Genomic DNA, 24,032 nt, shown 5'->3' on the forward strand with positions numbered 1-24,032 from the left:
CGCTGGCCAACGCCTTGTCATACAATGCATGACAAGGAGACGATGCCATGCGAGTCAACGCCCGATTCGACGCCGAGGCCGAGCAGCAGGTCACATATCTGGCCGAAGTGACGGGCATGGGCGTGAGCGAAGTGCTGCGCACCAGCGTGCAGCACTACTACGACATGGTGCGCGCCCGGCGCGGCGGGCTCAGGCATCTGTCGGCCTTCATCGGCCAGGGCGACAGCGGCCGCAGCGACGTGGCCGGCACCTACAAAGCGCGGCTGGCCGAGGGCTGGTCGGCCAAGCATGGCGTGCCAATTGATGCGCCCCACGCCGTGCACGAACCCGAGGCAGCCTTCAAGCGCAGCCAACCGGCGGGCGGCGCGTGATCATTGCCGATGCCGGTTTCTTCTATGCGCTGATCGACCGGCGCGACGCTTGGCACAGCCGCGCCGTGAGCGCGCTGGATACGCAGGCCGAAGGCTGGATCACCACCTGGCCGGTGCTGACCGAAGCCACGCATCTGCTCACCCGCTGGATTGGCACCGACGCCGCGCAGGCGCTGTTGCGCGAGGTGGCCGACGGCGCCATCGCCGTGTGGAGTTGGCCACTGGCGCACACAGAGCGTATGGTGCAGTTGATGGCGCGCTATGCCAGCCTGCCGATGGATCTGGCCGATGCCTCGCTGGTGCTGCTGGCAGAAGAACTGGGCCATGGCCGCATTCTGACGACCGATGCGCGCGACTTCGGCGCCTACCGGTTCAAGAGCCAGCAGCCGTTCCAGAACCTGCTGTTGGAGAGCGCCCATGGCTGAACTTGCGGTAACCGAGCCGCCCAGTCCGCCCGCGGGTGCGCCCCAGCCCCTGCCACCGCTGCCGTCGTCCACATCGCCGAGCCGCCGTGCGTGGCAGCGCTTCAAGCGCAACCGGCTGGGCTTCTGGAGTCTGGTCATCTTCTGCACCTTGGTGGCGCTGAGCCTGCTGGCCGAGGTCCTTTCCAACGACAAGCCGCTGGTCGTGCGCTACGAGGGACAGTTCTACTTTCCGCTCGTCAAGACATATGCCGAGAAAACCTTCGGCGGCGATTTCGAGACGGAAACCGACTATCTCGACCCCTTCATCCGCGATCGGTTCTCAAAGGACGGCAACTGGGCTGTTTATCCGCCCAACCCCTATGGCAGCAAGACCATCAACTACTTCGCCAGGCAGCCCAACCCCAGCGCGCCCAGCCGCGACAACTGGCTGGGCACCGACGACCGCGGGCGGGACCTGCTGGCGCAGCTGATCTACGGCTTTCGCGTCAGCGTGCTGTTCGCGCTGGCGCTGACCACGGTGGGCGTGCTCCTGGGCGTGGCGGCGGGGGCGGTGCAGGGCTTCTTCGGCGGCAAGACGGACCTGGCCTTCCAGCGCTTCATCGAGGTGTGGGGCTCGATGCCCGAGCTGTACCTGCTCATCATCTTCAGCGCCATCCTGGCGCCGAGCATCGGGCTGCTGCTGGTGCTGCTCAGCCTGTTCGGGTGGATGGGGCTGTCGGACTACGTGCGCGCCGAGTTCCTGCGCAACCGCCAGCTTGATTACGTCAAGGCCGCGCGCGCGCTGGGCGTGCCCAACCGGCAGATCATTTTTCGCCACATCCTGCCCAACAGCATGACGCCGGTGGTCACCTTCCTGCCGTTCCGCATGAGCGCGGCCGTGCTGGCGCTGACCTCGCTCGACTTCCTGGGCCTGGGCGTGCCGCCGGGCACGCCCAGCCTGGGCGAACTGCTCAGCCAGGGCAAGAACAACATCGATGCATGGTGGATTTCGCTGTCCACCTTCGGCGTGCTGGTCTTGACGCTGCTGCTGCTGACCTTCATGGGCGATGCGCTGCGCGATGCGCTGGACCCGCGAAAGGCCGATGCATGAGCGCCGTCCTACCGAGTAACCCAACAGCCATACGCAGAGGGCGCAGAAGTCACGCAGAGGGCGCAGAAGCAAGGCGAAGATCACTTTGGAGTTTTTTGCGTCTTCTGCGAAATCTCTGCGTCCTCTGCGTCCGGCTGTTCAAGCCGCGCTAGAACCCGATGTCGAATCTGCTTCAAGTCCAAGAACTGCACGTCGCCTTCGGCCCCAAGACGGTGGTGGAGGGCGTTTCGCTGTCCATCGCGCCGGGCGAAAAGCTGGCGCTGGTGGGCGAATCCGGCTCGGGCAAGACGGTGACGGCGCTGGCGCTGCTGCGCCTGCTTCACGGCGCGCGCATCAGCGGGCAGGCGCTGTTCAACGACGGGCGGCAGACACGCGACCTGCTGGCGCTGCCGGAGCGCGAGCTGCGCGGCCTGCGTGGCGACGACATCGCCATGATTTTTCAGGAGCCGATGACGGCCCTGAACCCGCTGATGACGGTGGGCGAGCAGATTGCCGAGGTCATTCGGTTGAAAAGGGCGGTGACGTCCGCCCAATCTGCGCAGGCAGCTATCGAACTGTTAGCAAAGACGGGCATCCCCGAGCCCGAACGCCGCGCCGGCGCCTACCCGCACCAGTTGAGCGGCGGTCAGCGCCAGCGCGCCATGATCGCCATGGCGCTGGCCTGCCAACCCAAGCTGCTGCTGGCCGACGAACCGACCACCGCGCTCGACGTCAGCCTGCGCGGCCAGATTCTCGATCTGCTGGGTGACTTGCAACGCGACAACGGCATGGCCGTGCTGCTGATCACGCACGACCTGAACCTGGTGCGCCGCTTTGCCGACCGCGTGGCGGTGATGCAGCACGGCCAGTTGGTGGAGCTGGGCGCCACGGCCGACATCTTCCACGCACCGCGGCACCCCTACACGCAGAAGCTCATGGCCAGCAAGCCCGAGCGCGATGTGGATGAAAGCCCGCACGCGCCCGGCGCCACGCCCGCGCTGGCGGCGCAGGGGCTGCGCGTGGTCTACCCCACGCCGTTGCCCGGCATCCGCGGCTGGTTCAAAAAGGGCGAGTTCGTGGCGCTGCACGGCGCCGATTTCGCCATCGCACCCGGCCGCACGCTGGGCGTGATCGGCGAATCGGGTTCGGGCAAGTCCACGCTGGCGCAGGCCGCGCTGGGCCTGCTGGCGCGCACGCAGGTCACGGGCGACGTGCTGGTGTCGGGCCAGCGCTGGCAGCTGAAGGCCGCGGCCGACAAGCCGCTGCGCCGCGTGGCGCAGGTGGTGTTCCAGGACCCGTTCTCGTCGCTGTCGCCGCGCCTGACCGTGGAGGAGATCGTGGGGGAGGGCCTGCTGGTGCACGCGCCCGAGGTGGCGGCGCCCGAGCGCGCTGCCCGCGTGCGCTCGGCGCTGGCCGAGGTGGGGCTGACCGAGGCGCAGTTCCCCCACCTGCTGGCGCGCTATCCGCATGAGTTCTCCGGCGGGCAGCGCCAGCGCATCGCCTTGGCGCGGGCGCTCATCGTCGAGCCGCAGCTGCTGGTGCTGGACGAACCCACCAGCGCGCTCGACGTGACGATCCAGAAGCAGGTGCTGGCGCTGCTGCAGAAGTTCCAGCGGGAGCGGGGCTTGAGCTACCTGCTCATCACGCACGACGTGGATGTGGTGCGCGCCATGGCGCACGAGGTCATCGTGCTGAAGGACGGCGCCGTGGTCGAAGCCGGTCCTGCCGGTCAGGTGCTGACGGCTGCGCAGCACCCGTACACGCAGAAGCTGCTGGCCGCGGCTTGATTCAACTATCGTTTATGTGGCTGATGGCGCAATGCACACGGGCGCTGGAGCCCAAAACGGCTTGGAAATCGATTCTGCCCGGCCGCCAGGCGCCTCAGGCGCCTTGGCGCACGTAGGTCCTTGTCAGCACGGCGCTTTTCGTACTATAATTCCATGGATTAGACGACGACCAAATGGGCGGCTTCCAACCCGCCCATTTTTTTTGCCCATCGATTTTCAGGTGGGCCGCGAGCCATCAGGATAACGTGACGCTGCAGCAGACGACAGAAGACACCGTGCGAGGCCTCGGCTTCGAGTTGGTGGAACTTGAACGTTCCGCCGGTGGATTGCTGCGCGTCACCATCGATTTTCCCTGGTCACCCGGCGATCTGGCCGATCGCCTGATCACGGTCGAGGACTGCGAGCGCGTCACGCGTCAGCTGCAATACGTGCTGGAGGTGGAGGGCGTCGATTACGCGCGCCTCGAAGTCTCGTCGCCCGGCATTGATCGTCCGCTGCGGCATGCGCTGGATTTCGAGCGCTTCGAGGGCGAGCTGGTGGATGTGGCGCTGAAGGCCCCCATCGGCCAGGCGGCGGCGGGCCAGGTGCATGCCAACCGCAAGAAATTCCGCGGCACTTTGCACAAGGCCGAGGGCGAGCAGTGGCAGATCGTCTGGCGCGACGAGCCCGCCCCCGCCAAGCCGGGCCAGCGCGTGAGCGCCAAGCGCCCGCCCGCACCCGAGCAGGCCCTGACGTTCTCGCTGGATGAGCTGCAGTCGACGCGACTGGCGCCGGTGGTGGACTTCAAAGGCCGCAAGTCGGCCCCATCTGGGGCGAAAGAAGATTGACTAACAGATGGAAGGCGCGGCAGGCGCTTTCGTTTTAAGAGCATTTGGAACAGGTAGAAATCATGAATCGCGAACTGTTGATGCTGGTCGAAGCGATTTCCCGCGAGAAGAACGTCGAGCGCGACGTGGTGTTCGGCGCCGTCGAGGCGGCGCTGGCGCAGGCTGCCAAGAAGCTGTACGAGGGCGAGGTCGACCTGCGCGTGGCGATCGATCGCGACAGCGGCGAGTACGAGACCTTCCGCCGCTGGCACGTGGTGCCCGACGAGGCGGGCCTGCAGCTGCCCGACCAGGAAATCCTGCTGTTCGAGGCCAAGGAGCAGATCCCGGACATCGAGGTCGACGAGTACATCGAGGAGCCGGTCGACTCCGTGCCCATCGGCCGCATCGGCGCCATGGCTGCCAAGCAGGTGATCCTGCAGAAGATCCGCGACGCCGAGCGCGAAATGCTGCTGAACGACTTCATGAGCCGTGGCGAGAAGATCTTCACCGGCACCGTCAAGCGAATGGACAAGGGCGACATCCTGGTCGAGTCCGGCCGGGTCGAGGGCCGCCTGCGCCGCAGCGAGATGATTCCGAAGGAAAACCTGCGCAACGGCGACCGCGTGCGCGCCATGATCATGGAGGTCGACCTGACCCTGCGCGGCGCGCCGATCCTGCTGTCGCGCTCGGCGCCCGAGTTCATGATCGAGTTGTTCCGCCAGGAAGTGCCCGAGATCGAGCAGGGCCTGCTGGAGATCAAGAGCTGCGCGCGCGACCCCGGCAGCCGCGCCAAGATCGCCGTGCTGAGCCATGACAAGCGCGTCGACCCCATCGGCACCTGCGTCGGCGTGCGCGGCACGCGCGTGAACGCCGTCACCAACGAACTGGCCGGTGAGCGCGTCGACATCGTGCTGTGGTCCGAGGACCCGGCGCAGTTCGTGATCGGCGCGCTGGCGCCGGCCAACGTGTCGTCCATCGTGGTGGATGAAGAGAAGCACGCCATGGACGTGGTGGTGGACGAGGAGAACCTGGCCATCGCCATTGGCCGCGGTGGCCAGAACGTGCGCCTGGCGTCCGAGCTGACGGGCTGGAAGATCAACATCATGGACGCCAATGAATCGGCCCAGAAGGAGGCCGAGGAAACCGGCGCCACGCGCCAGCTGTTCATGGAAAAGCTGGACGTGGACCAGGAAATCGCCGATATCCTGATCGAGGAAGGCTTCACCAACCTGGAAGAGGTCGCCTACGTGCCGATCCAGGAGATGCTGGACATCGACGCCTTCGACGAAGACACCGTGAACGAGTTGCGCGCCCGCGCCAAGGATGCGCTGCTGACGCTGGAGATTGCGCGCGAGGAAAGCGTGCAGTCGGTGTCGCAGGACCTGCGCGACCTGGAAGGGCTGACGCACGAGCTGATCGCCAAGCTGGCCGAGGCCGGCGTGCAGACGCGCGACGACCTGGCCGACCTGGCCATTGACGAATTGACCGACATCACCGGGCAGTCCGAGGAGGACGCCCGCGCCCTGATCATGAAGGCGCGCGAGCACTGGTTCGCCGATCAAGAGTAAGGGTATGGAGACAAGCACCGAATATGACGAACATCACCGTTGCCGAATTCGCGAACGAACTCAAACGCCCTGCTGACACCCTGATGGAGCAGTTGCAGGCCGCCGGCGTGCCCAAGCAATCGGCGTCCGACGCGCTGACCGACGCCGACAAGCAGAAGCTGCTGAACTACCTGCAGGGCGGTGACGCCGCGCCGCGCCGCAAGATCACGCTGACCAAGAAAACCACCAGCGAGATCAAGCAGGCTGACGCCACGGGCAAGGCCCGCACCATCCAGGTCGAGGTGCGCAAGAAGCGCACCTTCGTCAAGCGCGACGACGAGCCGGTGGCCGCGCCCGAGCCGGTCGAGGCCCCGGCACCGGCTCCTGCCGCGCCGGTGATCGACGCCGCCGAGCAGGCCCGCCGCGACGACGAGGCGCGCCGACAGCAGGAGCTGATGCGCCGCCAGGAAGAGGAGGCCGCCGAAAAACGTCGCCAACGCGAAGAGCAGGAGCGCCAGGCGGCCGAGCGCACGGCTGCCGCCGACGCGCCCGCCGCTGCGCCGGCACCCGCGGCCGAACCTGCGCCTGCGGCCGCTCCTGCCGCATCCGCGCCTGCGCCGCTGGCCGAGCCCGCCGCGGCGCCGGCCCCTGCCGCCGAACCAGCGCCGGCCCCCGCACCCGCCCCTGTGGCCGCTGCCCCCAGCGCCGAGGCCGAGGACGAGGCCGTCCGTGCCCGCGAGCAGGAGGAAAGCCGCCGCAAGGCCCTGGCCGAAGCCGAGGCCATCCGCGCCATGATGAGCGCGCCGCGCAAGGTGCTGGTCGCCAAGAAACCGGAAGACCGCAAGGCCGACGAAGCCAAGGCCGGTGCCAAGGGCACGCTCACCAAGCCGGCCGGCACCGCCGCCAAGACCACGACCACCGCCAACAAGGAGGTCAAGTCGGCCAAGCTGTCGTCCAGCTGGGCCGGCGATCCGGCCAAGAAGAAGGGCATCCCGACCCGTGGCGACACCAGTGGTGGCGTGGGCCGCGGCAACTGGCGCAGCGGCCCGCGCGGCCGCCGTGGCGATCGTGATCGCGACGAACGCAGTGCACCGGCCGCACCGGTCGAGCAGCGCGTGATCGAGGTGCACGTGCCCGAAACCATCACCGTGGCCGAACTGGCGCACAAGATGGCGGTCAAGGCCTCCGAGGTCATCAAGGCGCTGATGAAGATGGGCCAGATGGTCACCATCAACCAGCCGCTGGACCAGGACACGGCCATGATCGTGGTCGAGGAAATGGGCCACACGGCCGTGGTGGCAGCGCTGGACGACCCCGAGGCCTTCACCGAGGACGAGGTGCAGGCCGCCGCCGCCGAGGCGCTGCCGCGCCCGCCGGTGGTCACCGTCATGGGCCACGTCGACCACGGCAAAACCTCGCTGCTGGATTACATCCGCCGCGCCAAGGTGGCGGTGGGCGAGGCCGGCGGCATCACGCAGCACATCGGCGCCTACCACGTCGAAACGCCGCGCGGCGTCGTCTCGTTCCTCGACACGCCGGGCCACGAGGCCTTCACCGCCATGCGTGCCCGTGGCGCGCAGGCCACCGACATCGTCATCCTGGTGGTGGCTGCGGACGACGGCGTGATGCCGCAGACGCGCGAGGCCATCAAGCACGCCAAGGCGGCGCAGGTGCCGATCGTGGTGGCGATCACCAAGTCCGACAAGCCCGAGGCCAACCCCGACAAGGTCAAGGGCGAGCTGGTGGGCGAAGAAGTGGTGCCCGAGGAATTCGGCGGCGATTCGCCGTTTGTTTCGGTGTCCAGCAAGACCGGCCAGGGCATCGACGAACTGCTGGAGCACGTGCTGCTGCAGGCCGAAGTGCTGGAGCTGAAGGCGCCGGTCGAGGCAGCCGCCAAGGGTATCGTGATCGAAGCCAGTCTGGACAAGGGCCGCGGCCCGGTCGCCACCGTGCTGGTGCAGTCCGGCACGCTGAAAGTGGGCGACGTGGTGCTGGCCGGCCAGACCAGCGGTCGCGTGCGCGCCATGCTGGACGAGAACGGCCGTCAGGCCAAGTCCGCCGGTCCTTCGATCCCGGTCGAGATCCAGGGTCTGGCTGATGTGCCGCAGGCCGGCGACGACTTCATGGTGATGGCCGACGAGCGCCGCGCGCGCGAGATCGCCACCTACCGTGCCGGCAAGTTCCGCAACACCAAGCTGGCCAAGCAGCAGGCCGCCAAGCTGGAGAACATGTTCGCCGACATGACGGCGGGCGAGGTCAAGACCCTGCCCATCATCATCAAGGCCGACGTGCAGGGTTCGCAGGAAGCGCTGTCGCAGTCGCTGCTCAAGCTGTCGACCGACGAAGTCAAGGTGCAGCTGGTGTACACCGGCGTCGGCGGCATCAGCGAGTCCGACATCAACTTGGCGATCGCCTCCAACGCGGTGGTCATCGGCTTCAACGTGCGTGCCGACGTCGGTGCGCGCAAGCTGGCCGAGGGCAACGACATCGACATCCGCTACTACAGCATCATCTACGACGCTGTGGACGAGCTGAAGACCGCCATGTCGGGCATGCTGGCGCCCGAGCAGAAGGAAGAAGTCATCGGCACGGCCGAGATCCGCACCGTGTTCGTGGCCTCGAAGATCGGTACCGTGGCCGGCTCCTACGTCACCAGTGGCGTGGTGCGGCGCGATGCGCACTTCCGCCTGCTGCGCGACAACGTGGTCATCTACACGGGCGAGATCGAATCGGTCAAGCGCATGAAGGACGACGTCCGCGAAGTCAAGGAAGGCTTCGAGTGTGGTATCAAGCTCAAGAACTACAACGACATCAGGGAAGGTGATCAGTTGGAGATCTTCGAGATCAAGGAGATTGCGCGGACGCTGTAAGAACAGCCGAACGCAGAGGACGCAGAGGTTCCGCAGAGAACGCAAAATTTTGTTTTGAATCTCTTGCGCCTTCTGCGCAATTTCTGCGTCCGGCATTTGTCATTCTCTTCATGCCCAAGAAGCATTCCACCCCCAACCGCGGCTACCGCGTCGCCGACCAGATCCAGCGCGATCTGTCGGAATTGATCGCGCGCGAGCTGAAGGACCCGCGCGTCGGCATGGTCACGCTGAACGCCGTCGAGGTGACGCCCGATTACGCGCACGCCAAGGTGTATTTCAGCCTGCTCACGGGTGACCCGGCCGAGACCGAGGAGGCGCTCAACCACGCCGCCGGCCACCTGCGCAACGGCCTGTTCAAGCGCCTGCACATCCACACTGTGCCCACGCTGCACTTCATCTTCGACCGCACCACCGAGCGCGCGGCCGACATGAACGCGCTGATCGCCAAGGCGGTGGCCTCGCGCTCGAAGGAAGACGACGCATCGTGATGGCTGCTCCTCGTGCGCGGGTGCAGCGGCGCCCGGTGCATGGGGTGTTGCTGCTCGACAAACCGCTGGGCCTGTCCAGCAACCAGGCGCTGCAGAAGGCCAAGTGGCTGCTGCGTGCCGAAAAGGCCGGCCACACCGGTACGCTCGATCCGCTCGCCACCGGCGTGCTGCCCTTGTGCTTTGGCGCGGCCACCAAGTTCAGCGGCCTGCACCTGGACGCCGACAAGACGTACGAGGCCACGATCCAGCTGGGCGTGACCACCACCACCGGCGATGCCGAAGGCGAGGTGCTGGCGCAGCGCGCGGTCCCCGCCATCACCGCCGAACAGCTCGAAGCGGTGCGCCAGCGCTTTCTGGGCCGCATCACCCAGGTGCCGCCCATGCACAGCGCGCTGAAGAAGGACGGCAAGGCGCTGTATGAATACGCGCGCCAGGGCATCGAGGTGGAGCGCGCGGCGCGCACCGTCCAAATTTATAAGCTGAATATGGCTCCAGCGCAATCTGGGCAAGCGCTGGTAGCTATCGATATTGAAGTTTCCTGCAGCAAGGGCACCTACATCCGGACGTTGGGCGAAGACATCGGCCAGGCGCTGGGCTGCGGTGGGCACCTGAGCCGCTTGCGCCGCACCGCGACCGGCCCCTTCCTCACCGCCCAGTGCATCACCTTGCAAGCCCTGGAGGCGCTGGATGACGCGGCGCGGCTGGCGGCCTTGCTGCCGCCCGAGGCCCTGCTGCCCGATCATTTACCCATCACCCTGGAAGGCGAGGAGGCCGGGCGCTTTCTGGCCGGCATGCGCCGGCGTGGCGACTGGCCCGATGCGGCGCAGGTGGCCGTGTTCGGCGCGCGGCCGCGCGCGCTGCTGGGCACCGCGCATGTTCGCGCGGGCGAGCTGATCGCCCAGCGCCTGCTCTCGCCCGTCGAGTTGCAGCAGATGCTGGGGGTTGCATGAGCGCCGACCGGCCGCGCCGAAGGCGCTCGCACCCGCAGCCCGCAGGACGGAGGGTAGTCCGGTGAGCACCGCGCCTTCTTCTTCGGCCATGGCGCCGGCCGAGCAATGGGCGCAGGTCCTGCGGGCCTGGCAGGCCGGGGCGTGCGCCGAGGTGCTGGCGCTGCTGGCGCCCTCACTGGATGCGTCGCAACCCGCCGATGACGTGCTGCAGCTGGCGGCGCTGGCTCACCAGCGCCTGGGAGAGTTGCCACAAGCGCTGCAGCGTCAGCAACAGTGGGTCGATCGCCATCCACAGCAGGCGGCTGGGTGGATCAACCTGGCCAACATCCAGGCCGATCTGGGCCAGGTCGATGCCGGGCTGGACAGCCTGGCGCGTGCACTGGCGCTCGATCCGCAGCAGGCTGCCGCCCACTTCAATCGTGGCAACCTGCTGATGCGCCAGGGCGACGCCGGCGCCGCATTCGATGCGTTTCGCCGTGCTGGTGAGCTGGCGCCCGAGCGCCCCGATCCACTGTGCAATCAGGCCCAGGCCTTGTGCGCGCTGGGCCGGTTTGGCGAGGCGCTGGCGATCATGCAGTCCGTGGTGGCCCGCTATCCGGGCCTGGCTGCTGGCTGGAACGGGCTGGGCATGGTCTGGCACCGTTTGTCCGACGACGCTCAGGCGCTGCGGAGCTATCAACGTGCGGTGCAAATCGATGCCAACCTGGTGGACGCCTGGAGCAACGCCGCGCAGGTGCTGGCGCGGCTGGAGCGCCCGGACGAGGCGGCGCAATGGGCGCGGCGCGCGGTCGAGCTGGGCGGCGGCCAGGCGGCCGCGCGGACGCTGGGCGTGGTGCTGGTGTCGGACCGGCAAAACCCCGAGGCCCGCCAGTGGCTGGAACAGGCGCTGCAGCGCGACCCCGGCGACACCGTCGCCTTGAACAACCTGCTGACGCTCGACAGCGTGCAGTGCGACTGGGACGCGCTGGATCGACATTTGCAAGCCTTGCGCACGCAGTGGCAGCAGGGGCGCATCGAAGGCCTGCAGCCCTGGCGGCTGCTCAGCCTGCCGGTGGGCGCCGCCGAGCTGCGCGCCGTGACCGAACAGGACTGCGCCCGGCGCTTTGCCCACGTGGCACCTACCGAGCCCGGCCGCTGGCGCGTGCACGTGGGCAAGCCGCGCCCGGCGCGGCTGCGGGTGGGCTATTTTTCGAGCGACTTTCACCAGCACGCCACCAGCGTGCTGATGGCCGGCCTGTTCGAGCGGCACGACCGTTCGCGCTTCGAGGTGTTCGGGCTGTGCCTGGGGCGTTACCGCACGGATGCGCCTGACCCCATGCGCGCGCGCGTGCAGGCCGCATTCGAGCATTTCGAAGCCGTTGGCCGGCAGGGTGATCCGCAGGTGATCGAGCGCGCGCGGGCGCTCGACCTGCACATCGCCGTGGACCTGAAGGGCTACACCCACCAAAGTCGCCCGCGCCTGTTTGCCGAGCGGATGGCGCCGATCCAGATGCACTACATCGGCTACCCCGGCACGCTGGGCATGCCGGGCGCCATCGATTACCAGGTGGCCGACCGCATCGTCGTACCACCCGAGGCGCGCGACGGCTACAGCGAAAAAATCATCGAACTGCCGGTCAGCTATCAGGCCAACGACCGCACGCGAATGATGGATCCGCAGGTGCCGGCGCGCGCCGCGCTGGGCCTGCCGGACGGCGCTTTCGTGTTCTGCTGCTTCAACAACAACTACAAGATCACGCGCGAGGTGTTCGCGCTCTGGATGGATTTGCTGCGCGAGCGGCCGGGCAGCGTGCTGTGGTTGCTGGCCGAGCAGGGCGACGCCCAGCGCAACCTGCGCGCCGCCGCAGCGGCGCAGGGTGTCGACCCGGCGCGGCTGGTCTTTGCCGAGCGCGCGCCATTGCCCCAGCACCTGGCGCGGCATGCGCAAGCCGATCTGTTTCTGGACACCTGGCCCTGCAACGCCCACACCACCGCCAGCGACGCGCTGTGGGCCGGCTTGCCGCTGATCACCCATGCTGGCAGCACCTTTGCATCGCGGGTTGCCGCCAGCCTGTTGCACGCCTGCGAGCTACCGCAGTTGGTGGCCGACAGCCCGCAGGCCTATCGCGCGCTGGCGCTGTCGCTGTCGGCCGCGCCCGAGCGGCTGCAGGCCATCCGGCGCCAACTGATGGATACGCGGCAGACCTTGCCCCTGTTCGACGCCGAGCGCTTTGCGCGCCACCTGGAGCGCGCCTTCGATCTGGCGTGGGAGCGCCACGTCCGGGGCCAGCCGCCGGATCACCTGGTGGTCGCGCCCCTGCCCCAATGAATTTTTGATTTTTTCCGGAACCAAGCACCATGACCCGTCCCATTCGCAACATCGCCATCATCGCCCACGTCGACCACGGCAAGACCACCATGGTCGACCAGCTGCTGCGCCAGTCCGGCACCTTCGCCGACCACGAGAAAGTGGTCGACACCGTGATGGACAACAACGCCATCGAGCGCGAGCGCGGCATCACCATCCTGGCCAAGAACTGCGCCGTGTCCTGGCAGGGCACGCACATCAACATCGTCGACACGCCTGGCCACGCCGACTTCGGCGGCGAGGTGGAGCGCGCGCTGTCCATGGTCGACGGCGTGGTGCTGCTGATCGACGCGCAGGAAGGCCCGATGCCGCAGACGCGCTTCGTCACCAAGAAGGCGCTGGCGCTGGGCCTCAAGCCCATCGTCGTCGTCAACAAGGTCGACAAGCCCGGCGCGCGGCCCGACTACGTGATCAACGCCGCGTTCGACCTGTTCGACAAGCTTGGCGCCAACGACGAGCAGCTCGACTTTCCGGTGGTCTACGCCTCGGGCATCAACGGCTGGTCGAGCCTGGAAGAGGGCGCGCCGGGCGAGCAGTGGGGCGAGGACATGGCGCCGCTGTTCAACACCATCCTCAAGCACGTGCCGCCGCATGAGGGCGATGCCGCTGCGCCGCTGCAGCTGCAGGTTTCGGCGCTGGATTACTCCACCTTCGTCGGCCGCATCGGCGTGGGCCGCATCAACGCCGGCACGCTGAAGCCGGCGCAGGACGTGCTGGTGATGGAAGGCCCGGACGGCAAGCAGTACAAGGGCCGCGTCAACCAGGTGCTGGCATTCGAGGGGCTCGACCGCGTGCAGGTCAAGGAAGCCTTCCCGGGCGACATCGTGCTCATCAACGGCATCGAGGACCTGAACATCGGCGTGACGGTGACCGACATCGCCAACCCGCAGCCGCTGCCGATGCTGAAGATCGACGAGCCGACGCTGACGATGAACTTCTGCGTCAACACCAGCCCGCTGGCGGGCCGCGAGGGCAAGTTCGTCACCAGCCGCCAGATCTGGGACCGCCTGCAGAAAGAGCTGCAGAGCAACGTGGCCCTGCGCGTCAAGGAAACGGGCGAGGACGGCGTGTTCGAAGTGGCCGGACGGGGCGAACTGCACCTGACCATCCTGCTGGAGGAAATGCGCCGCGAGGGCTACGAACTGGCCGTGAGCAAGCCGCGCGTGGTGTTTCGCGACATCGGCGGTGAGAAATGCGAGCCGATCGAGATGGTCACCGCCGACATCGAGGAGAACCACCAGGGCGGCGTGATGCAGGCGCTGGGCGAGCGCAAGGGCGAATTGATCAACATGGAGCCCGATGGCCGTGGCCGCGTGCGGCTGGAATACCGCATCCCGGCGCGCGGGCTGATCGGTTTCACCAACGAGTTCCTCAACCTGACGCGCGGCACGGGCCTGATCAGCAACATCTTCGACGGCTACGAGCCGCACAAGGGCGAGATCGGCGGGCGCAAGAACGGCGTGCTGATCAGCATGGACGATGGCGAAATCTTCACCTACGCGCTGGGCAAGCTGGACGACCGCGGCCGCATGTTCGTCAAGGCGGGCGACCCGGTGTACGAGGGCATGATCATCGGCATCCACAGCCGCGACAACGACCTCGTGGTGAACGCCACGCGCACCAAGCAGCTCACCAACTTCCGCGTGAGCGGCAAGGAAGACGCCATCAAGATCACGCCGCCGATTCTGCTGACGCTGGAATACGCGGTCGAGTTCATCGAGGACGACGAGCTGGTCGAGATCACCCCCAAGAGCATCCGCTTGCGCAAGCGCTTCCTGAAGGAGCACGAGCGCAAGCGGGCGAGCCGTGAAGGTGCTTGAGCGGGCGCCTGCGTTTGGCGAGTCGCAGACCACGTCCGCGGACACGCTGGTATTCCGCCGCCGCAACGTAATCACGGATACGCGGCCGGCGTTGCGCCCGCTGGTGAAGGCCATCCCATGGGCCACGCTGGTTCTGGTGCTGGCGATCCCGGTGGTGGTGCTGTTGGCGGTGGCGCAGCGCCACCCCGATGGCTGGCCGGCGGCGTGGCCAGCGCTGTTGGACATCTGGCGCAAGGAGCCGCTCCGCTGGCTGGGCATGGCGGGACAGTTGCTGCTGATGCCCGTCATCGTGTGGGTGGTGCTTTCCGGGGGCTGGGGCGGCCGGCTGGTGCTCGACCGCAAACGGCTTCGTTACCAATCCAGCCTGCCGATTCTGTCGCGTTGGCTCGACTGGCAGCTCGATCTTGATGGAGTGCGTGCAGGTCGCGTGCAGCTCCATTGGGTGGGGGCGCCCTTCGGGGCTGATCCGCTGCGTACCTATCGTCTGAGCTGGGGATCGAGCGGCCTGCGCGCGCTTCTCGCCGCGAGCTGGATCCTCACGGACGAGCCGCTGCCGCCCGCCCGCAAGCCGCACCGTACGCTCGGCCTGGTGCGCTGGCAGCTGCCGCAGAACCGGCAGGTGCTGAACGACAACCTGCGGGCATTGCCTCTGTCGCAGGCTTTGGCAGCACGCGGCGTCGTGCTACCCGAGGTCACGGGCGGGCGTCAGGTCGGCGGGCTGGACCTTCTGAGTTATCCACGCCTGCGGCTTGCCATCGCCGGGTTCTTTTCACTGGTGGCGCTGGCAGCATGGCTGGCGTATTTCACGCGATATCAGCACTTTTTCGTGGCGCCCAGCGAACGGGATTACGTGGTCCTCGGTGTCGTCACGGCACTGCTAGCCGCGCTCTGGCTGTGGCCGGAGCTGCCGCGCGAAACCGAGGCGCGCGCCAGCCCTGGCGAATTTCCGCTGGCCAAGGGGGTCGTCAGCGTGCTGTTGGGTGTAGCCGCCGCGCTGGCTGGGCCGCAGCTGGGGTTGGCATGGGTTTCCTGGCGGGTGCCGGCGCAGACCGTGTCCTTTGAGGCGCTGGCGGAAAAGCCGCCGCGACTGCGTGCGCTCGATGGTGCGGGTGCTTTGCCGGACATTCATCCGACTGCCATACCCGAATTCTGGGCGAGTCTGCAGCACGCGGGGCCGATCGAATTGTCAGTGCGCCGCGGCGTTGGTGGCTGGTGGTGGCAGTACGACGCAGAGCCACTTGCCGACCGCGTCGACGAGTTCTACGCGGCTACGCGCGCGGGTAAGGCGACGCCATGAAGCCCTGGTCTCACGCCCGCGCCGCGTGGATGATGGTGCTGGCCACGCTGCTGTGGTCCACCGCCGGCGTGGTGACGCGGCAGCTGCAGGTGGCGCAGGGGTTCGAGGTGACGTTCTGGCGCAGCGCCTTCAACGCGCTGTCGCTGCTCGTCATCCTGCCGCTGTGGCAAGGGCCGGGCGTGTTCGCGCGGCTGCCGTGGCGGCGCGGCACATTCTGGCTGTCGGGCGTGTGCTGGGCGGTGATGTTCACCGCCTTTATGGTGGCGCTGACGATGACCGGCGTGGCGCGCGTGCTCGTCACCATGGCGCTGGGCCCGCTGCTGACGGCGCTGATCGCCCGCGTGGTGACCGGCCACCGCTTGCCGGCGCGCACCTGGGCGGCCATCGTGGTGGGCGGCCTCGGCATGGCGTGGATGTTCGTCGGGCAGCTCGGTCTTGGGGCGGGCGATGCGAAAAGCGCGACGCAGTGGCTGGGCTCCATCGTCGCGCTGGGCGTGCCCATGGCCGCGGCGGTGAACTGGACGGTGGTGCAGCGCAGCCAGGCGCAGGGCGAGCCGATTGACCTGGTGCCGGCGGTGCTGCTGGGCGCGCTGATCTCCAGCGCCGTCACGCTGCCGCTGGCCTGGCCGTTCCAGGCCACGGCGGGCGACCTGGGCTGGCTGGCGTTTCTGGGCTTCACGCAGCTGGCGATTCCGTGCGTGCTGGCGGTGCTGTGCGCGCGCGTGCTGCCGGCCGCCGAGGTGGCGCTGCTGGGCTTGCTGGAGATCGTGTTCGGCATCGCGCTGGTGTGGCTGATCGTGGGCGAAGCGCCCCGGCCCGAGGTGCTGGCGGGCGGCACACTGGTCATTGGCGCGCTGCTGGCGAATGAGCTGCTGGGCTGGCGCGCGGTGCGGCGGGGGCCGCCAGCGGCGGACGAGAGCGATGTCGCACCGCTCGGGCCGGCCTAGGGCGCGCCGGCGTCGCCTGCGCGACTTTTCACAAGCCAAATTGGCCTCCAGCGCCCGACAGGTGGGCGCTGGAAGCTATCATTTTTGATATGATCTGCGAATGACGAAGAACCACCCTTCGAACACCGATCCTGCCAGCGCGCCGCTGGTCATCACCCAGCGCACGCCCGGCGGCCTGGGCCTGATCACGCTGAACCGCCCCAAGGCGCTGAACGCCCTGTCGCTGCAGATGATCCGACTGCTGACCGACGCGCTGCGCGGCTGGCAGCACGACGCGGGCATCCACGCCGTGGCGATCCGCGGCATGGGCAAGGCGGGCGAGGGCTTCGCGCCCTTTGGCGCCTTCTGTGCCGGGGGCGACATCCGCTTCTTTCACCAGGCGGCGCTCGCGGCTGACGAGGCGCTGGGCGACTTCTTCACCGAGGAATACGCGCTCAACCACCTGATCCACACCTACGGCAAGCCCTACATCGCCTTCATGGACGGCATCGTCATGGGCGGCGGCATGGGCCTGAGCCAAGGCGGCAGCCTGCGCGTGGTGACCGAGCGCACCAAGATGGCCATGCCTGAGACGCGCATCGGCCTGTTCCCCGACGTGGGCGGCGGCTGGTTCCTCAGCCGCACGCCGGGACACGTGGGCGAATGGCTGGCGCTGACGGGCCATGTGCTGAAGGGAGACGAGGCCGTGCCAGCCCGGCTGGCCGACGGCTGCGTGGCCTCGGCCGAGCTGCCCGCCCTCTGGCAGCACCTGGCCGACACGGCCTGGGACAGCGGCGCGGCGGTGCAGCGCTGGGTTGCTGCACATTTCGCAGCGGGCGGCGCAGATCAGATCAGCGATCGCGCCCAGATCGACCACTATTTCAGCCTGCCCAGCATGCCGGCCATCATCGCCGCGCTGGAGGCCTCCAGCGCCGAATGGGCACGCCAAACGGCCGAAGAACTGCGCACACGTTCGCCGCTGATGCTGCACGTGACGCTGGAACAGATCCGCCGCGCGCGCCACATGGCGCTGGCCGACGAGCTGCGCATGGAGCGCGATCTGGTGTACCACTGCTTTCACCAGCGCGCCGGCGCCGACAGCGAGACGGTGGAAGGCATCCGCGCGCTGGCCGTGGACAAGGACCACGCGCCGCGCTGGAACCCGGCGCGCATCGAAGACATCACGCCCGAGATGGTGGCGCGCTTTTTCGTCAGCCCCTGGGCGCCCAAGGGGCATCCGCTGGCGGGGTTGTGATCGCGCTTTGGGTGCGATGTGGCGCAGGGGCGCCGCCGTATACTCCCCGCTATGCTATCCGTCAGCGCCCTATTGACGGGCGCTAAAATCATATACTCCCTAATAGTATAGATTTTATCCTGCTTGATGCTGAATTCTTGAACGCAAAAGAACGCCAAGACTTCGCAATAGGCGCAGAACAGGATGCTGAAAACCCTGCGCCACTTCAGCGTTCACAAGCGATGGTGGCCATCTTTCTTGCTTGATCATCAAGAAGTCCCTGGCAGTGTTGTGGGAGCGGGCTTGCCCGCGATGAGGCGCCTCGCCGCGACGAACGCTTGATCGCGGGCAAGCCCGCTCCCACACAGCGGACAAGGTCCGCGCGCCATCGGAGACTTCTTGACAATCAAGCTTCCTTGATGACCGGCAGACGATGTTTTTCGCGTCTTCCGCGCTGCCTTGGCGATTTCTGCGTTCAAGGGTTTTTCAAGCTGCTTTCTTTCGAGTCATCAAAAAAGCCGTGGCACGCCACGGCTTTTTCGTTGAGCGCAGGGCAGGGCGCTCGTCAGCACTCAGTCAGGGCTTGGCGATCTTCCAGTTGCCGCCCACACCATCGCCCAGGCGGTCGCCGGACTTGGTGTCCTTGGCGTAGTAGTACAGCGGCATGCCCTTGAAGGCCCACTGCTTGCTGCCGTCGGCGCGGGTGATGATGGTGTAGTCGCCCAGCGGCACGGCGGTGGCGGCCACGCCCAGCGGCGGCCAGTTGGCGGCGCAGGCGTCGACGCAGGTGGATTTGCCGCTGCCGGCCACGTCCTTGGCGAACACGTACAGCGTGCGGCCATCGGGGCCGATCAGCGTGCCGTCGGCGGCCTGCGTCAGCGTGCTGGGCTTGGCGCCGGCGGCCGGGGCCGTGGTCTTGGTGGTGCCGCAGGCGGCCAGCAGGGCGGCGGTGGCCAGGGCGGCGGTCAGGGTCTTGATGTTCATGCGAAGGCTCCTCTTGGCGAAGTGGACAACCGCAAGAGTGTAGTCCCCGCGCGCCGCATCGGCCTGTCGGACAACAGGCCGCATCGCGCGCGCTGGCGTGTCAGCGGTGGCGCTGCTTCATGGCGCGTTCCACCTCGCGCTTGCCCTCGCGCTCCTTGATGGTGTCGCGCTTGTCGTGCGTGGCCTTGCCCTTGGCCAGGGCGATCTCGCACTTCACGCGGCCGTTCTTCCAGTACAGCTTCAGCGGCACCAGCGTGTAGCCCTTCTGCTCCACCTTGCCGATCAGGCGCTTGATCTCCTCGGCGTGCAGCAGCAGCTTCTTGGTGCGCACGGCGTCGGGGCGGATGTGGGTGCTGGCCGTGCCCAGCGGGTTGATCTGGCAGCCGATGACGAACAGCTCGCCGTTGCGGATCACCACGTAGCCATCGGTCAGCTGCGCCTTGCCGGCGCGCAGGGCCTTCACCTCCCAGCCTTCCAGCACCATGCCGGCCTCGTAACGCTCCTCGAAGAAGTAGTTGAACGCGGCTTTCTTGTTCTCGGCGATGACCGGGCTGGACGATGCGGGCTTTTTCTTGGTGGCCATCTGGGGCATATGAAGCGCCACGGGCGCTTTTGCAAGCTTCGCGCGGCAGGCGCCTGGGGAAGGGCGCCTAGAATCGCGGGCAAACGCGCATTGTATGAAATCCGTCCACAAGTCCGTCCTCATCTGGTACACCGCGCAGGAGATGTTCGACCTGGTGATCGATGTCGAGCGCTACCCCGAATTTCTGCCCTGGTGCAGCCACGGCAAGGTGCTGGAGCGCACCGACAACGGCATGACGGCCGAGGTCGGCATCGCCTTCAAGGCCGTAAAGCAGACCTTCGTCACCCGCAACGAGCACATCCCGGGGCGCGAGGTGCGCCTGCACCTGGTCAAGGGCCCGTTCTCCAAACTGGAGGGCGTGTGGACCTTCACCCCCGTGGGCGAAGACCAGCGCGCCTGCCGCATCGACCTGAAGATGGACTACGGCTTCTCCAACAAGCTGCTGGCCACGCTGGTCGGCCCGGTGTTCGACAAGATCGCCAGCAGCTTCGTCGACGCCTTCGTGCAGCGCGCCGAGCAGGTGTACGGCAGCGCCGCGGCGTGACTGCGCTGCTCAACGTCATCGTTGCCTACGCGCCGGCGCCGCGCGAAGTGCACGAGGTGGCCGTCACGCTGCCTGCCGGCAGCACGGTGCAGCAGGCGCTGGCCGCCAGCGGGTTGCTGGCGCGGTTTCCCGACATGAACATCGAGCCCGGCCACGTGGGCGTGTGGGGCCGCAAGGCGCCGCCCGATCAGCCCCTGCGCGATCGCGACCGGGTGGAGGTGTGGCGCCCGCTGCGGGTGGACCCGAAGCTGGCGCGGCGCGAGCGCTTCGGCCAGCAGGGTGCGCGTGCGGCGGGCCTGTTTGCCAGGCGGCGGCCGGGTGCCAAGCCGGGCTACTGAGCGGGCGTGCGGCCCCATGAAAAAACGCGCCGGGTGGCGCGTTTTTTTGTGCCAATGCTATGGTTTAGATAGCTGTCGGCGCTTTATGGACGGGCGCTGAAGCCCGATGGGATGCTTATTTGCAATCCTGCGCAATGATCTGGTTGACGCGCTTCAGCTCGGCCGCGCGCTGGGCGTCGTCCAGCACTTCGCGCTCGCCCTTGTCGTTCAGGCGCGCCATGCGCATGCCCGAATCCAGCGTGGCCTTGGCGTTCATGGCGCGCTTGCAGTTCTCGGCGCGGGCAGCGGCCACCTTTTCCTGCTCGGCCTTCTTCTTGGCGGCTTCGGCGGCCTCGGCCTGCTTCTTCTTCTCTTCCAGCGCCTTGTCGACGCCGGCGGGCGCAGCGCTGGCGGCTGCCGCCGGGCGGGTGGCGGCGTTGGGTGCCTCGCCCGCGGCGGGGGTGCTGGCGGCCGCGGCAGGCGCTGCCGGTGCCGTGGTGATCAGCGGCGCGTTCGACATGCGCGGCTGCTTCAGCACGTTCTTCTGCGGCACGTCGGCGGGTGGCGGGCGGTCGCTGAACACGCGGCGGCCGTCCTTGTCGATCCACTGGTACTGGGCGTGCGCGGCCATGGTGGCGGCCAGGGTCAGCGCGAAAAGCAGGGCGCGGGCAGGTTTCATGGGCAGGCAGTGTAGCGGTGTGCGGTGTCAGTCAGACCCTGAAACGCCCCGCGGTGGCCTGCAGCCGACAACCGGCGCCGCTTCATTCGTGCGATATGCACGCCCACGGCGCCCGGCGGCCCAGCCGCCGCGCGGCAAGGGCGGCCCAAAACAGCCTGTTTACAATCCGCCTTTTGGAGCCTCAAGCCATGCGCCTTCTCGGCAAAGCGCTGACCTTCGACGACGTGTTGTTGGTGCCAGCGTACTCCCAGGTCCTGCCCAAGGACGTCAACCTCTCCACCCAGTTCTCCCGCAACATCCGCCTGAACCTGCCCCTGGTCTCGGCCGCGATGGACACCGTCACCGAGGCGCGCCTGGCCATCGCCATGGCGCAGGAGGGCGGCATCGGCATCGTGCACAAGAACCTGACGGCCGACGAGCAGGCCGTGCAGGTGGCGAAAGTGAAGCGCTACGAAAGCGGCGTGCTGCGCGACCCGGTGGTCATCACGCCCGAGCACACCGTGCTGCAGGTGATGCAACTCAGCGACGAACTGGACATTAGTGGCTTTCCGGTGATCGACCATGGCCGCGTGGTCGGCATCGTCACCGGGCGCGACCTGCGCTTCGAGACGCGCTACGACGTGCCGGTGCGCGAGATCATGACCCCGCGCGAGCGCCTGGTCACCGTGCCCGAGGGCACCAGCCACGCCGAGGCCAAGGCGCTGCTGAACAAGCACAAGCTCGAGCGCCTGCTGATCATCGACGACCAGGACCGCCTGAAGGGCCTGATCACGGTGAAGGACATCACCAAGCAGACCACCTTCCCCAACGCCGCGCGCGACGACCACGGCCGCCTGCGCGTGGGCGCCGCGGTGGGCGTGGGCGCCGGCACCGAGGAGCGCGTCGAGGCGCTGGTCAAGGCCGGCGTCGATGCGCTCATCGTCGACACCGCCCACGGCCACAGCCAGGGCGTGATCGAGCGCGTGCGCTGGGTCAAGCAGAACTATCCGCAGGTGCAGGTGATAGGCGGCAACATCGCCACCGGCGCCGCCGCGCGCGCGCTGGTGGAGGCGGGGGCCGACGGCGTGAAGGTCGGCATCGGCCCCGGCAGCATCTGCACCACCCGCATCGTGGCCGGCGTGGGCGTGCCGCAGATCACCGCCATCGACAACGTGGCCACCGCGCTGCACGGCACCGGCGTGCCGCTGATCGCCGACGGCGGCGTGCGCTTTTCGGGCGACATCGCCAAGGCCATCGCCGCTGGTGCCAGCAGCGTGATGATGGGTGGCATGTTCGCCGGCACCGAAGAGGCGCCGGGCGAAGTGGTGCTGTTCCAGGGCCGCAGCTACAAGAGCTACCGCGGCATGGGCAGCATCGGCGCCATGCAGCAGGGCAGTGCCGACCGCTACTTCCAGGAAAGCAGCACTGGCAACCCCAACGCCGACAAGCTGGTGCCCGAGGGCATCGAAGGCCGCGTGCCCTACAAGGGCAGCGTGGTCGCCATCATCTTCCAGCAGTCCGGCGGCCTGCGCGCGTCGATGGGCTACTGCGGCTGCGCCACCATCGAGGACATGCGCGACAAGGCCGAGTTCGTCGAGATCACCGCCGCCGGCATTCGTGAATCGCACGTGCACGATGTGCAGATCACGAAAGAGGCGCCGAATTATCGGGCGGATTGACGCACGGGCGGCGGCGTTTGGATGCGCCGTTGCCTACTGCCCGGTTTGCATCTAGACTATGCGCATGAATCTATGCGCATTTTTCTCTGCGCACCCGCCATGTCTACACTACCTGTTGTTTCCTCCTCGCCCAAGCGCTCTGCCAACCTGAGCCTGAGTGCCGACGTGCTCGACGCGGCCAAGGCTTTGCGCATCAACGTGTCGCAAGTGTGTGACCGCCATTTGCGCGAAGTGGTGCGGCAGGAGCAAGCGCGCCGCTGGCAGCACGAACACGCCGACTTCGTGGCTGCCTACAACGCCACGCTGGAAGTCGAAGGCTTGCCGTTGGCCGAGTTCAGGACGTTCTGATGGCGCGCTTCGACGTGTACCCGAATCCAGGGCCGCACGCTCGTACCACGCCCTTTCTACTGGATGTTCAGACCGATCTGCTGAGCGGCTTGGACAGCCGTGTGGTGGTGCCCCTGCGCAGTGCGGATCAGTTTGCTGAGGTCAAGATTCCCGAGCGCTTGATGCCGACGCTCGATGTCAACGGCACGGCTTGCCTGATGGAAACGCCCAAGCTCGCCGCTGTGCCACAGCGCGTGTTGAAGCAGCCGGTGGCCTCGATGGCGGATGAGCAAGACCGCATCCTGGCTGCGCTGGATTTCCTGTTTCAAGGTTATTGACTCCTCATCATGAAACTCGCCGAAGCCCTGCTGATCCGCGCCGATCAGAAGAAGAAAATCCTCTCGCTGCGCGAGCGCATTGCGCAGAACGCGCTGGCGCAGGAGGGTGATGCGCCGCGCGAGGACGTGGCCAAGCTGATCGCCGAATGCTTTGCCGTGATTGCCGAGCAGCAGGCGCTGGTGCTGAAGATCGACGCCGCCAACGCCGCCGCCAAACTGCCCGACGGCCGCCCGCTGACCGAGGTGCTGGCGGCGCGCGACGTGCTGATGCAGCAGCACGGCATCCTGAAAAGCGCGGTGGAGGCCACGCACAAGGAGGCCGACCGCTACAGCATGCGCGAGATCAAGTGGGTGCCGCAGATCGACGTGGCGGCCACGCAGAAGCAGATGGAAGACCTGAGCCGCAAGATCCGCGAGTTGAACGTGCAGGTGCAGGAGACCAACTGGCGCACCGAGCTGTGAAGCGCGCCACGGCGCCCGCACACACCTGCAAGCGGCCAGAACAGGCGATAGCCATTTGGCGCCATGTTGCAGTATGAAATAAAGAGCTGCTGGCGCCCGATGACTGGGCGCTGAAGCCTGTTTTCAATCATTAAATAAGGGTCTTAGGAAGCAAACCTCTCTACCAAGTGAGCTAACTTCCTATCGTGATTCAGAAAAACAGG

General features: G+C 67.3%; 23 protein-coding genes. 20 read left to right on the forward strand and 3 right to left on the reverse strand.

Annotated features, from left to right (window positions below; all coding sequences use genetic code 11):
* Window positions 1–47: 47 nt before the first annotated feature.
* From ACFSCU_RS18050 to ACFSCU_RS18115, 14 genes are all read left to right on the forward strand, one after another.
* The gene (locus tag ACFSCU_RS18050) at window positions 48–371 is read left to right on the forward strand and encodes a hypothetical protein (protein ID WP_180551581.1); all 324 of its coding nucleotides are present in this window, start codon (window positions 48–50) and stop codon (window positions 369–371) included.
* A complete protein-coding gene (locus ACFSCU_RS18055; RefSeq protein WP_180551580.1) occupies window positions 368–796 on the forward strand; it encodes a type II toxin-antitoxin system VapC family toxin in 429 nt (142 codons plus the stop codon). The genes ACFSCU_RS18050 and ACFSCU_RS18055 overlap by 4 nt, the downstream gene beginning before the upstream one ends.
* Window positions 789–1,886 (forward strand): ABC transporter permease, encoded by a 1,098-nt coding sequence (locus tag ACFSCU_RS18060; protein ID WP_180551579.1) that lies wholly within the window; start codon window positions 789–791, stop codon window positions 1,884–1,886. The genes ACFSCU_RS18055 and ACFSCU_RS18060 overlap by 8 nt, the downstream gene beginning before the upstream one ends.
* 158 nt (window positions 1,887–2,044) lie before the next feature.
* Entirely contained in the window at window positions 2,045–3,652 is a 1,608-nt protein-coding gene (locus ACFSCU_RS18065; RefSeq protein ID WP_377561316.1) for an ABC transporter ATP-binding protein, read from the forward strand.
* A 245-nt stretch (window positions 3,653–3,897) separates the two neighbouring features.
* Window positions 3,898–4,479 carry a ribosome maturation factor RimP gene (gene rimP, locus ACFSCU_RS18070; protein WP_180551578.1) on the forward strand — a complete coding sequence of 194 codons (582 nt, stop codon included), beginning with the start codon at window positions 3,898–3,900 and terminating at the stop codon, window positions 4,477–4,479.
* Between the two features lie 62 nt (window positions 4,480–4,541).
* The gene (gene nusA, locus ACFSCU_RS18075) at window positions 4,542–6,026 is read left to right on the forward strand and encodes a transcription termination factor NusA (RefSeq protein WP_333707606.1); all 1,485 of its coding nucleotides are present in this window, start codon (window positions 4,542–4,544) and stop codon (window positions 6,024–6,026) included.
* A gap of 23 nt (window positions 6,027–6,049) precedes the next feature.
* Window positions 6,050–8,875: a translation initiation factor IF-2 gene (gene infB / locus ACFSCU_RS18080; protein ID WP_180551577.1), complete on the forward strand. Its 2,826-nt coding sequence runs from the start codon at window positions 6,050–6,052 to the stop codon at window positions 8,873–8,875.
* A 110-nt stretch (window positions 8,876–8,985) separates the two neighbouring features.
* On the forward strand, window positions 8,986–9,363 hold the full coding sequence (rbfA, locus tag ACFSCU_RS18085; RefSeq protein WP_333707975.1) for a 30S ribosome-binding factor RbfA: 378 nt from the start codon (window positions 8,986–8,988) through the stop codon (window positions 9,361–9,363).
* On the forward strand, window positions 9,363–10,313 hold the full coding sequence (truB, locus tag ACFSCU_RS18090; RefSeq protein WP_180551891.1) for a tRNA pseudouridine(55) synthase TruB: 951 nt from the start codon (window positions 9,363–9,365) through the stop codon (window positions 10,311–10,313). The genes rbfA and truB overlap by 1 nt, the downstream gene beginning before the upstream one ends.
* 61 nt (window positions 10,314–10,374) lie before the next feature.
* On the forward strand, window positions 10,375–12,621 hold the full coding sequence (locus ACFSCU_RS18095; RefSeq protein ID WP_377561317.1) for an O-linked N-acetylglucosamine transferase family protein: 2,247 nt from the start codon (window positions 10,375–10,377) through the stop codon (window positions 12,619–12,621).
* A 29-nt stretch (window positions 12,622–12,650) separates the two neighbouring features.
* Window positions 12,651–14,480 carry a translational GTPase TypA gene (gene typA, locus ACFSCU_RS18100; protein ID WP_180551574.1) on the forward strand — a complete coding sequence of 610 codons (1,830 nt, stop codon included), beginning with the start codon at window positions 12,651–12,653 and terminating at the stop codon, window positions 14,478–14,480.
* A complete protein-coding gene (locus tag ACFSCU_RS18105) occupies window positions 14,467–15,777 on the forward strand; it encodes a hypothetical protein (protein ID WP_377561318.1) in 1,311 nt (436 codons plus the stop codon). The genes typA and ACFSCU_RS18105 overlap by 14 nt, the downstream gene beginning before the upstream one ends.
* Entirely contained in the window at window positions 15,774–16,724 is a 951-nt protein-coding gene (locus ACFSCU_RS18110; RefSeq protein ID WP_333707971.1) for a DMT family transporter, read from the forward strand. Before ACFSCU_RS18105 ends, ACFSCU_RS18110 begins: the two co-directional genes overlap by 4 nt.
* A gap of 94 nt (window positions 16,725–16,818) precedes the next feature.
* Window positions 16,819–17,958, forward strand: a complete 1,140-nt coding sequence (locus ACFSCU_RS18115) for an enoyl-CoA hydratase/isomerase family protein (protein ID WP_373368357.1) — start codon at window positions 16,819–16,821, stop codon at window positions 17,956–17,958.
* A gap of 555 nt (window positions 17,959–18,513) precedes the next feature.
* Here the strand turns inward: ACFSCU_RS18115 and ACFSCU_RS18120 are convergent.
* Entirely contained in the window at window positions 18,514–18,921 is a 408-nt protein-coding gene (locus ACFSCU_RS18120) for a COG4315 family predicted lipoprotein (RefSeq protein WP_180551568.1), read from the reverse strand.
* A 100-nt stretch (window positions 18,922–19,021) separates the two neighbouring features.
* Entirely contained in the window at window positions 19,022–19,504 is a 483-nt protein-coding gene (gene smpB / locus ACFSCU_RS18125) for an SsrA-binding protein SmpB (RefSeq protein ID WP_180551567.1), read from the reverse strand.
* A 94-nt stretch (window positions 19,505–19,598) separates the two neighbouring features.
* Between smpB and ACFSCU_RS18130 the strand changes: the two genes are divergently transcribed.
* Window positions 19,599–20,048 carry a type II toxin-antitoxin system RatA family toxin gene (locus ACFSCU_RS18130; protein ID WP_180551566.1) on the forward strand — a complete coding sequence of 150 codons (450 nt, stop codon included), beginning with the start codon at window positions 19,599–19,601 and terminating at the stop codon, window positions 20,046–20,048.
* Window positions 20,045–20,386 carry an RnfH family protein gene (locus ACFSCU_RS18135; protein WP_180551565.1) on the forward strand — a complete coding sequence of 114 codons (342 nt, stop codon included), beginning with the start codon at window positions 20,045–20,047 and terminating at the stop codon, window positions 20,384–20,386. The genes ACFSCU_RS18130 and ACFSCU_RS18135 overlap by 4 nt, the downstream gene beginning before the upstream one ends.
* A gap of 115 nt (window positions 20,387–20,501) precedes the next feature.
* On the opposite strand, the gene ACFSCU_RS18140 is transcribed toward ACFSCU_RS18135, so the two are convergent.
* Window positions 20,502–21,044 carry a DUF4124 domain-containing protein gene (locus ACFSCU_RS18140; RefSeq protein ID WP_377561319.1) on the reverse strand — a complete coding sequence of 181 codons (543 nt, stop codon included), beginning with the start codon at window positions 21,042–21,044 and terminating at the stop codon, window positions 20,502–20,504.
* 188 nt (window positions 21,045–21,232) lie between these two features.
* Here ACFSCU_RS18140 and guaB point away from each other — a divergent pair, with 188 nt between their 5' ends.
* The 4 genes from guaB (at window position 21,233) to ACFSCU_RS18160 (ending at window position 23,829) form a co-directional block, all read left to right on the forward strand.
* A complete protein-coding gene (gene guaB / locus ACFSCU_RS18145) occupies window positions 21,233–22,702 on the forward strand; it encodes an IMP dehydrogenase (RefSeq protein WP_377561320.1) in 1,470 nt (489 codons plus the stop codon).
* 99 nt (window positions 22,703–22,801) lie between these two features.
* Window positions 22,802–23,050: a type II toxin-antitoxin system CcdA family antitoxin gene (locus ACFSCU_RS18150; RefSeq protein ID WP_180551564.1), complete on the forward strand. Its 249-nt coding sequence runs from the start codon at window positions 22,802–22,804 to the stop codon at window positions 23,048–23,050.
* Window positions 23,050–23,367: a CcdB family protein gene (locus tag ACFSCU_RS18155; RefSeq protein WP_180551563.1), complete on the forward strand. Its 318-nt coding sequence runs from the start codon at window positions 23,050–23,052 to the stop codon at window positions 23,365–23,367. The genes ACFSCU_RS18150 and ACFSCU_RS18155 overlap by 1 nt, the downstream gene beginning before the upstream one ends.
* A gap of 9 nt (window positions 23,368–23,376) precedes the next feature.
* Complete coding sequence (locus tag ACFSCU_RS18160) at window positions 23,377–23,829, forward strand: DIP1984 family protein (RefSeq protein WP_180551562.1); 453 nt, start codon at window positions 23,377–23,379, stop codon at window positions 23,827–23,829.
* Window positions 23,830–24,032 lie beyond the last annotated feature (203 nt).

The sequence above is a fragment of the Ottowia beijingensis genome, from assembly GCF_042680925.1.
In the GTDB taxonomy this organism is placed as follows: Bacteria; Pseudomonadota; Gammaproteobacteria; order Burkholderiales; family Burkholderiaceae_C; genus Ottowia; species Ottowia beijingensis.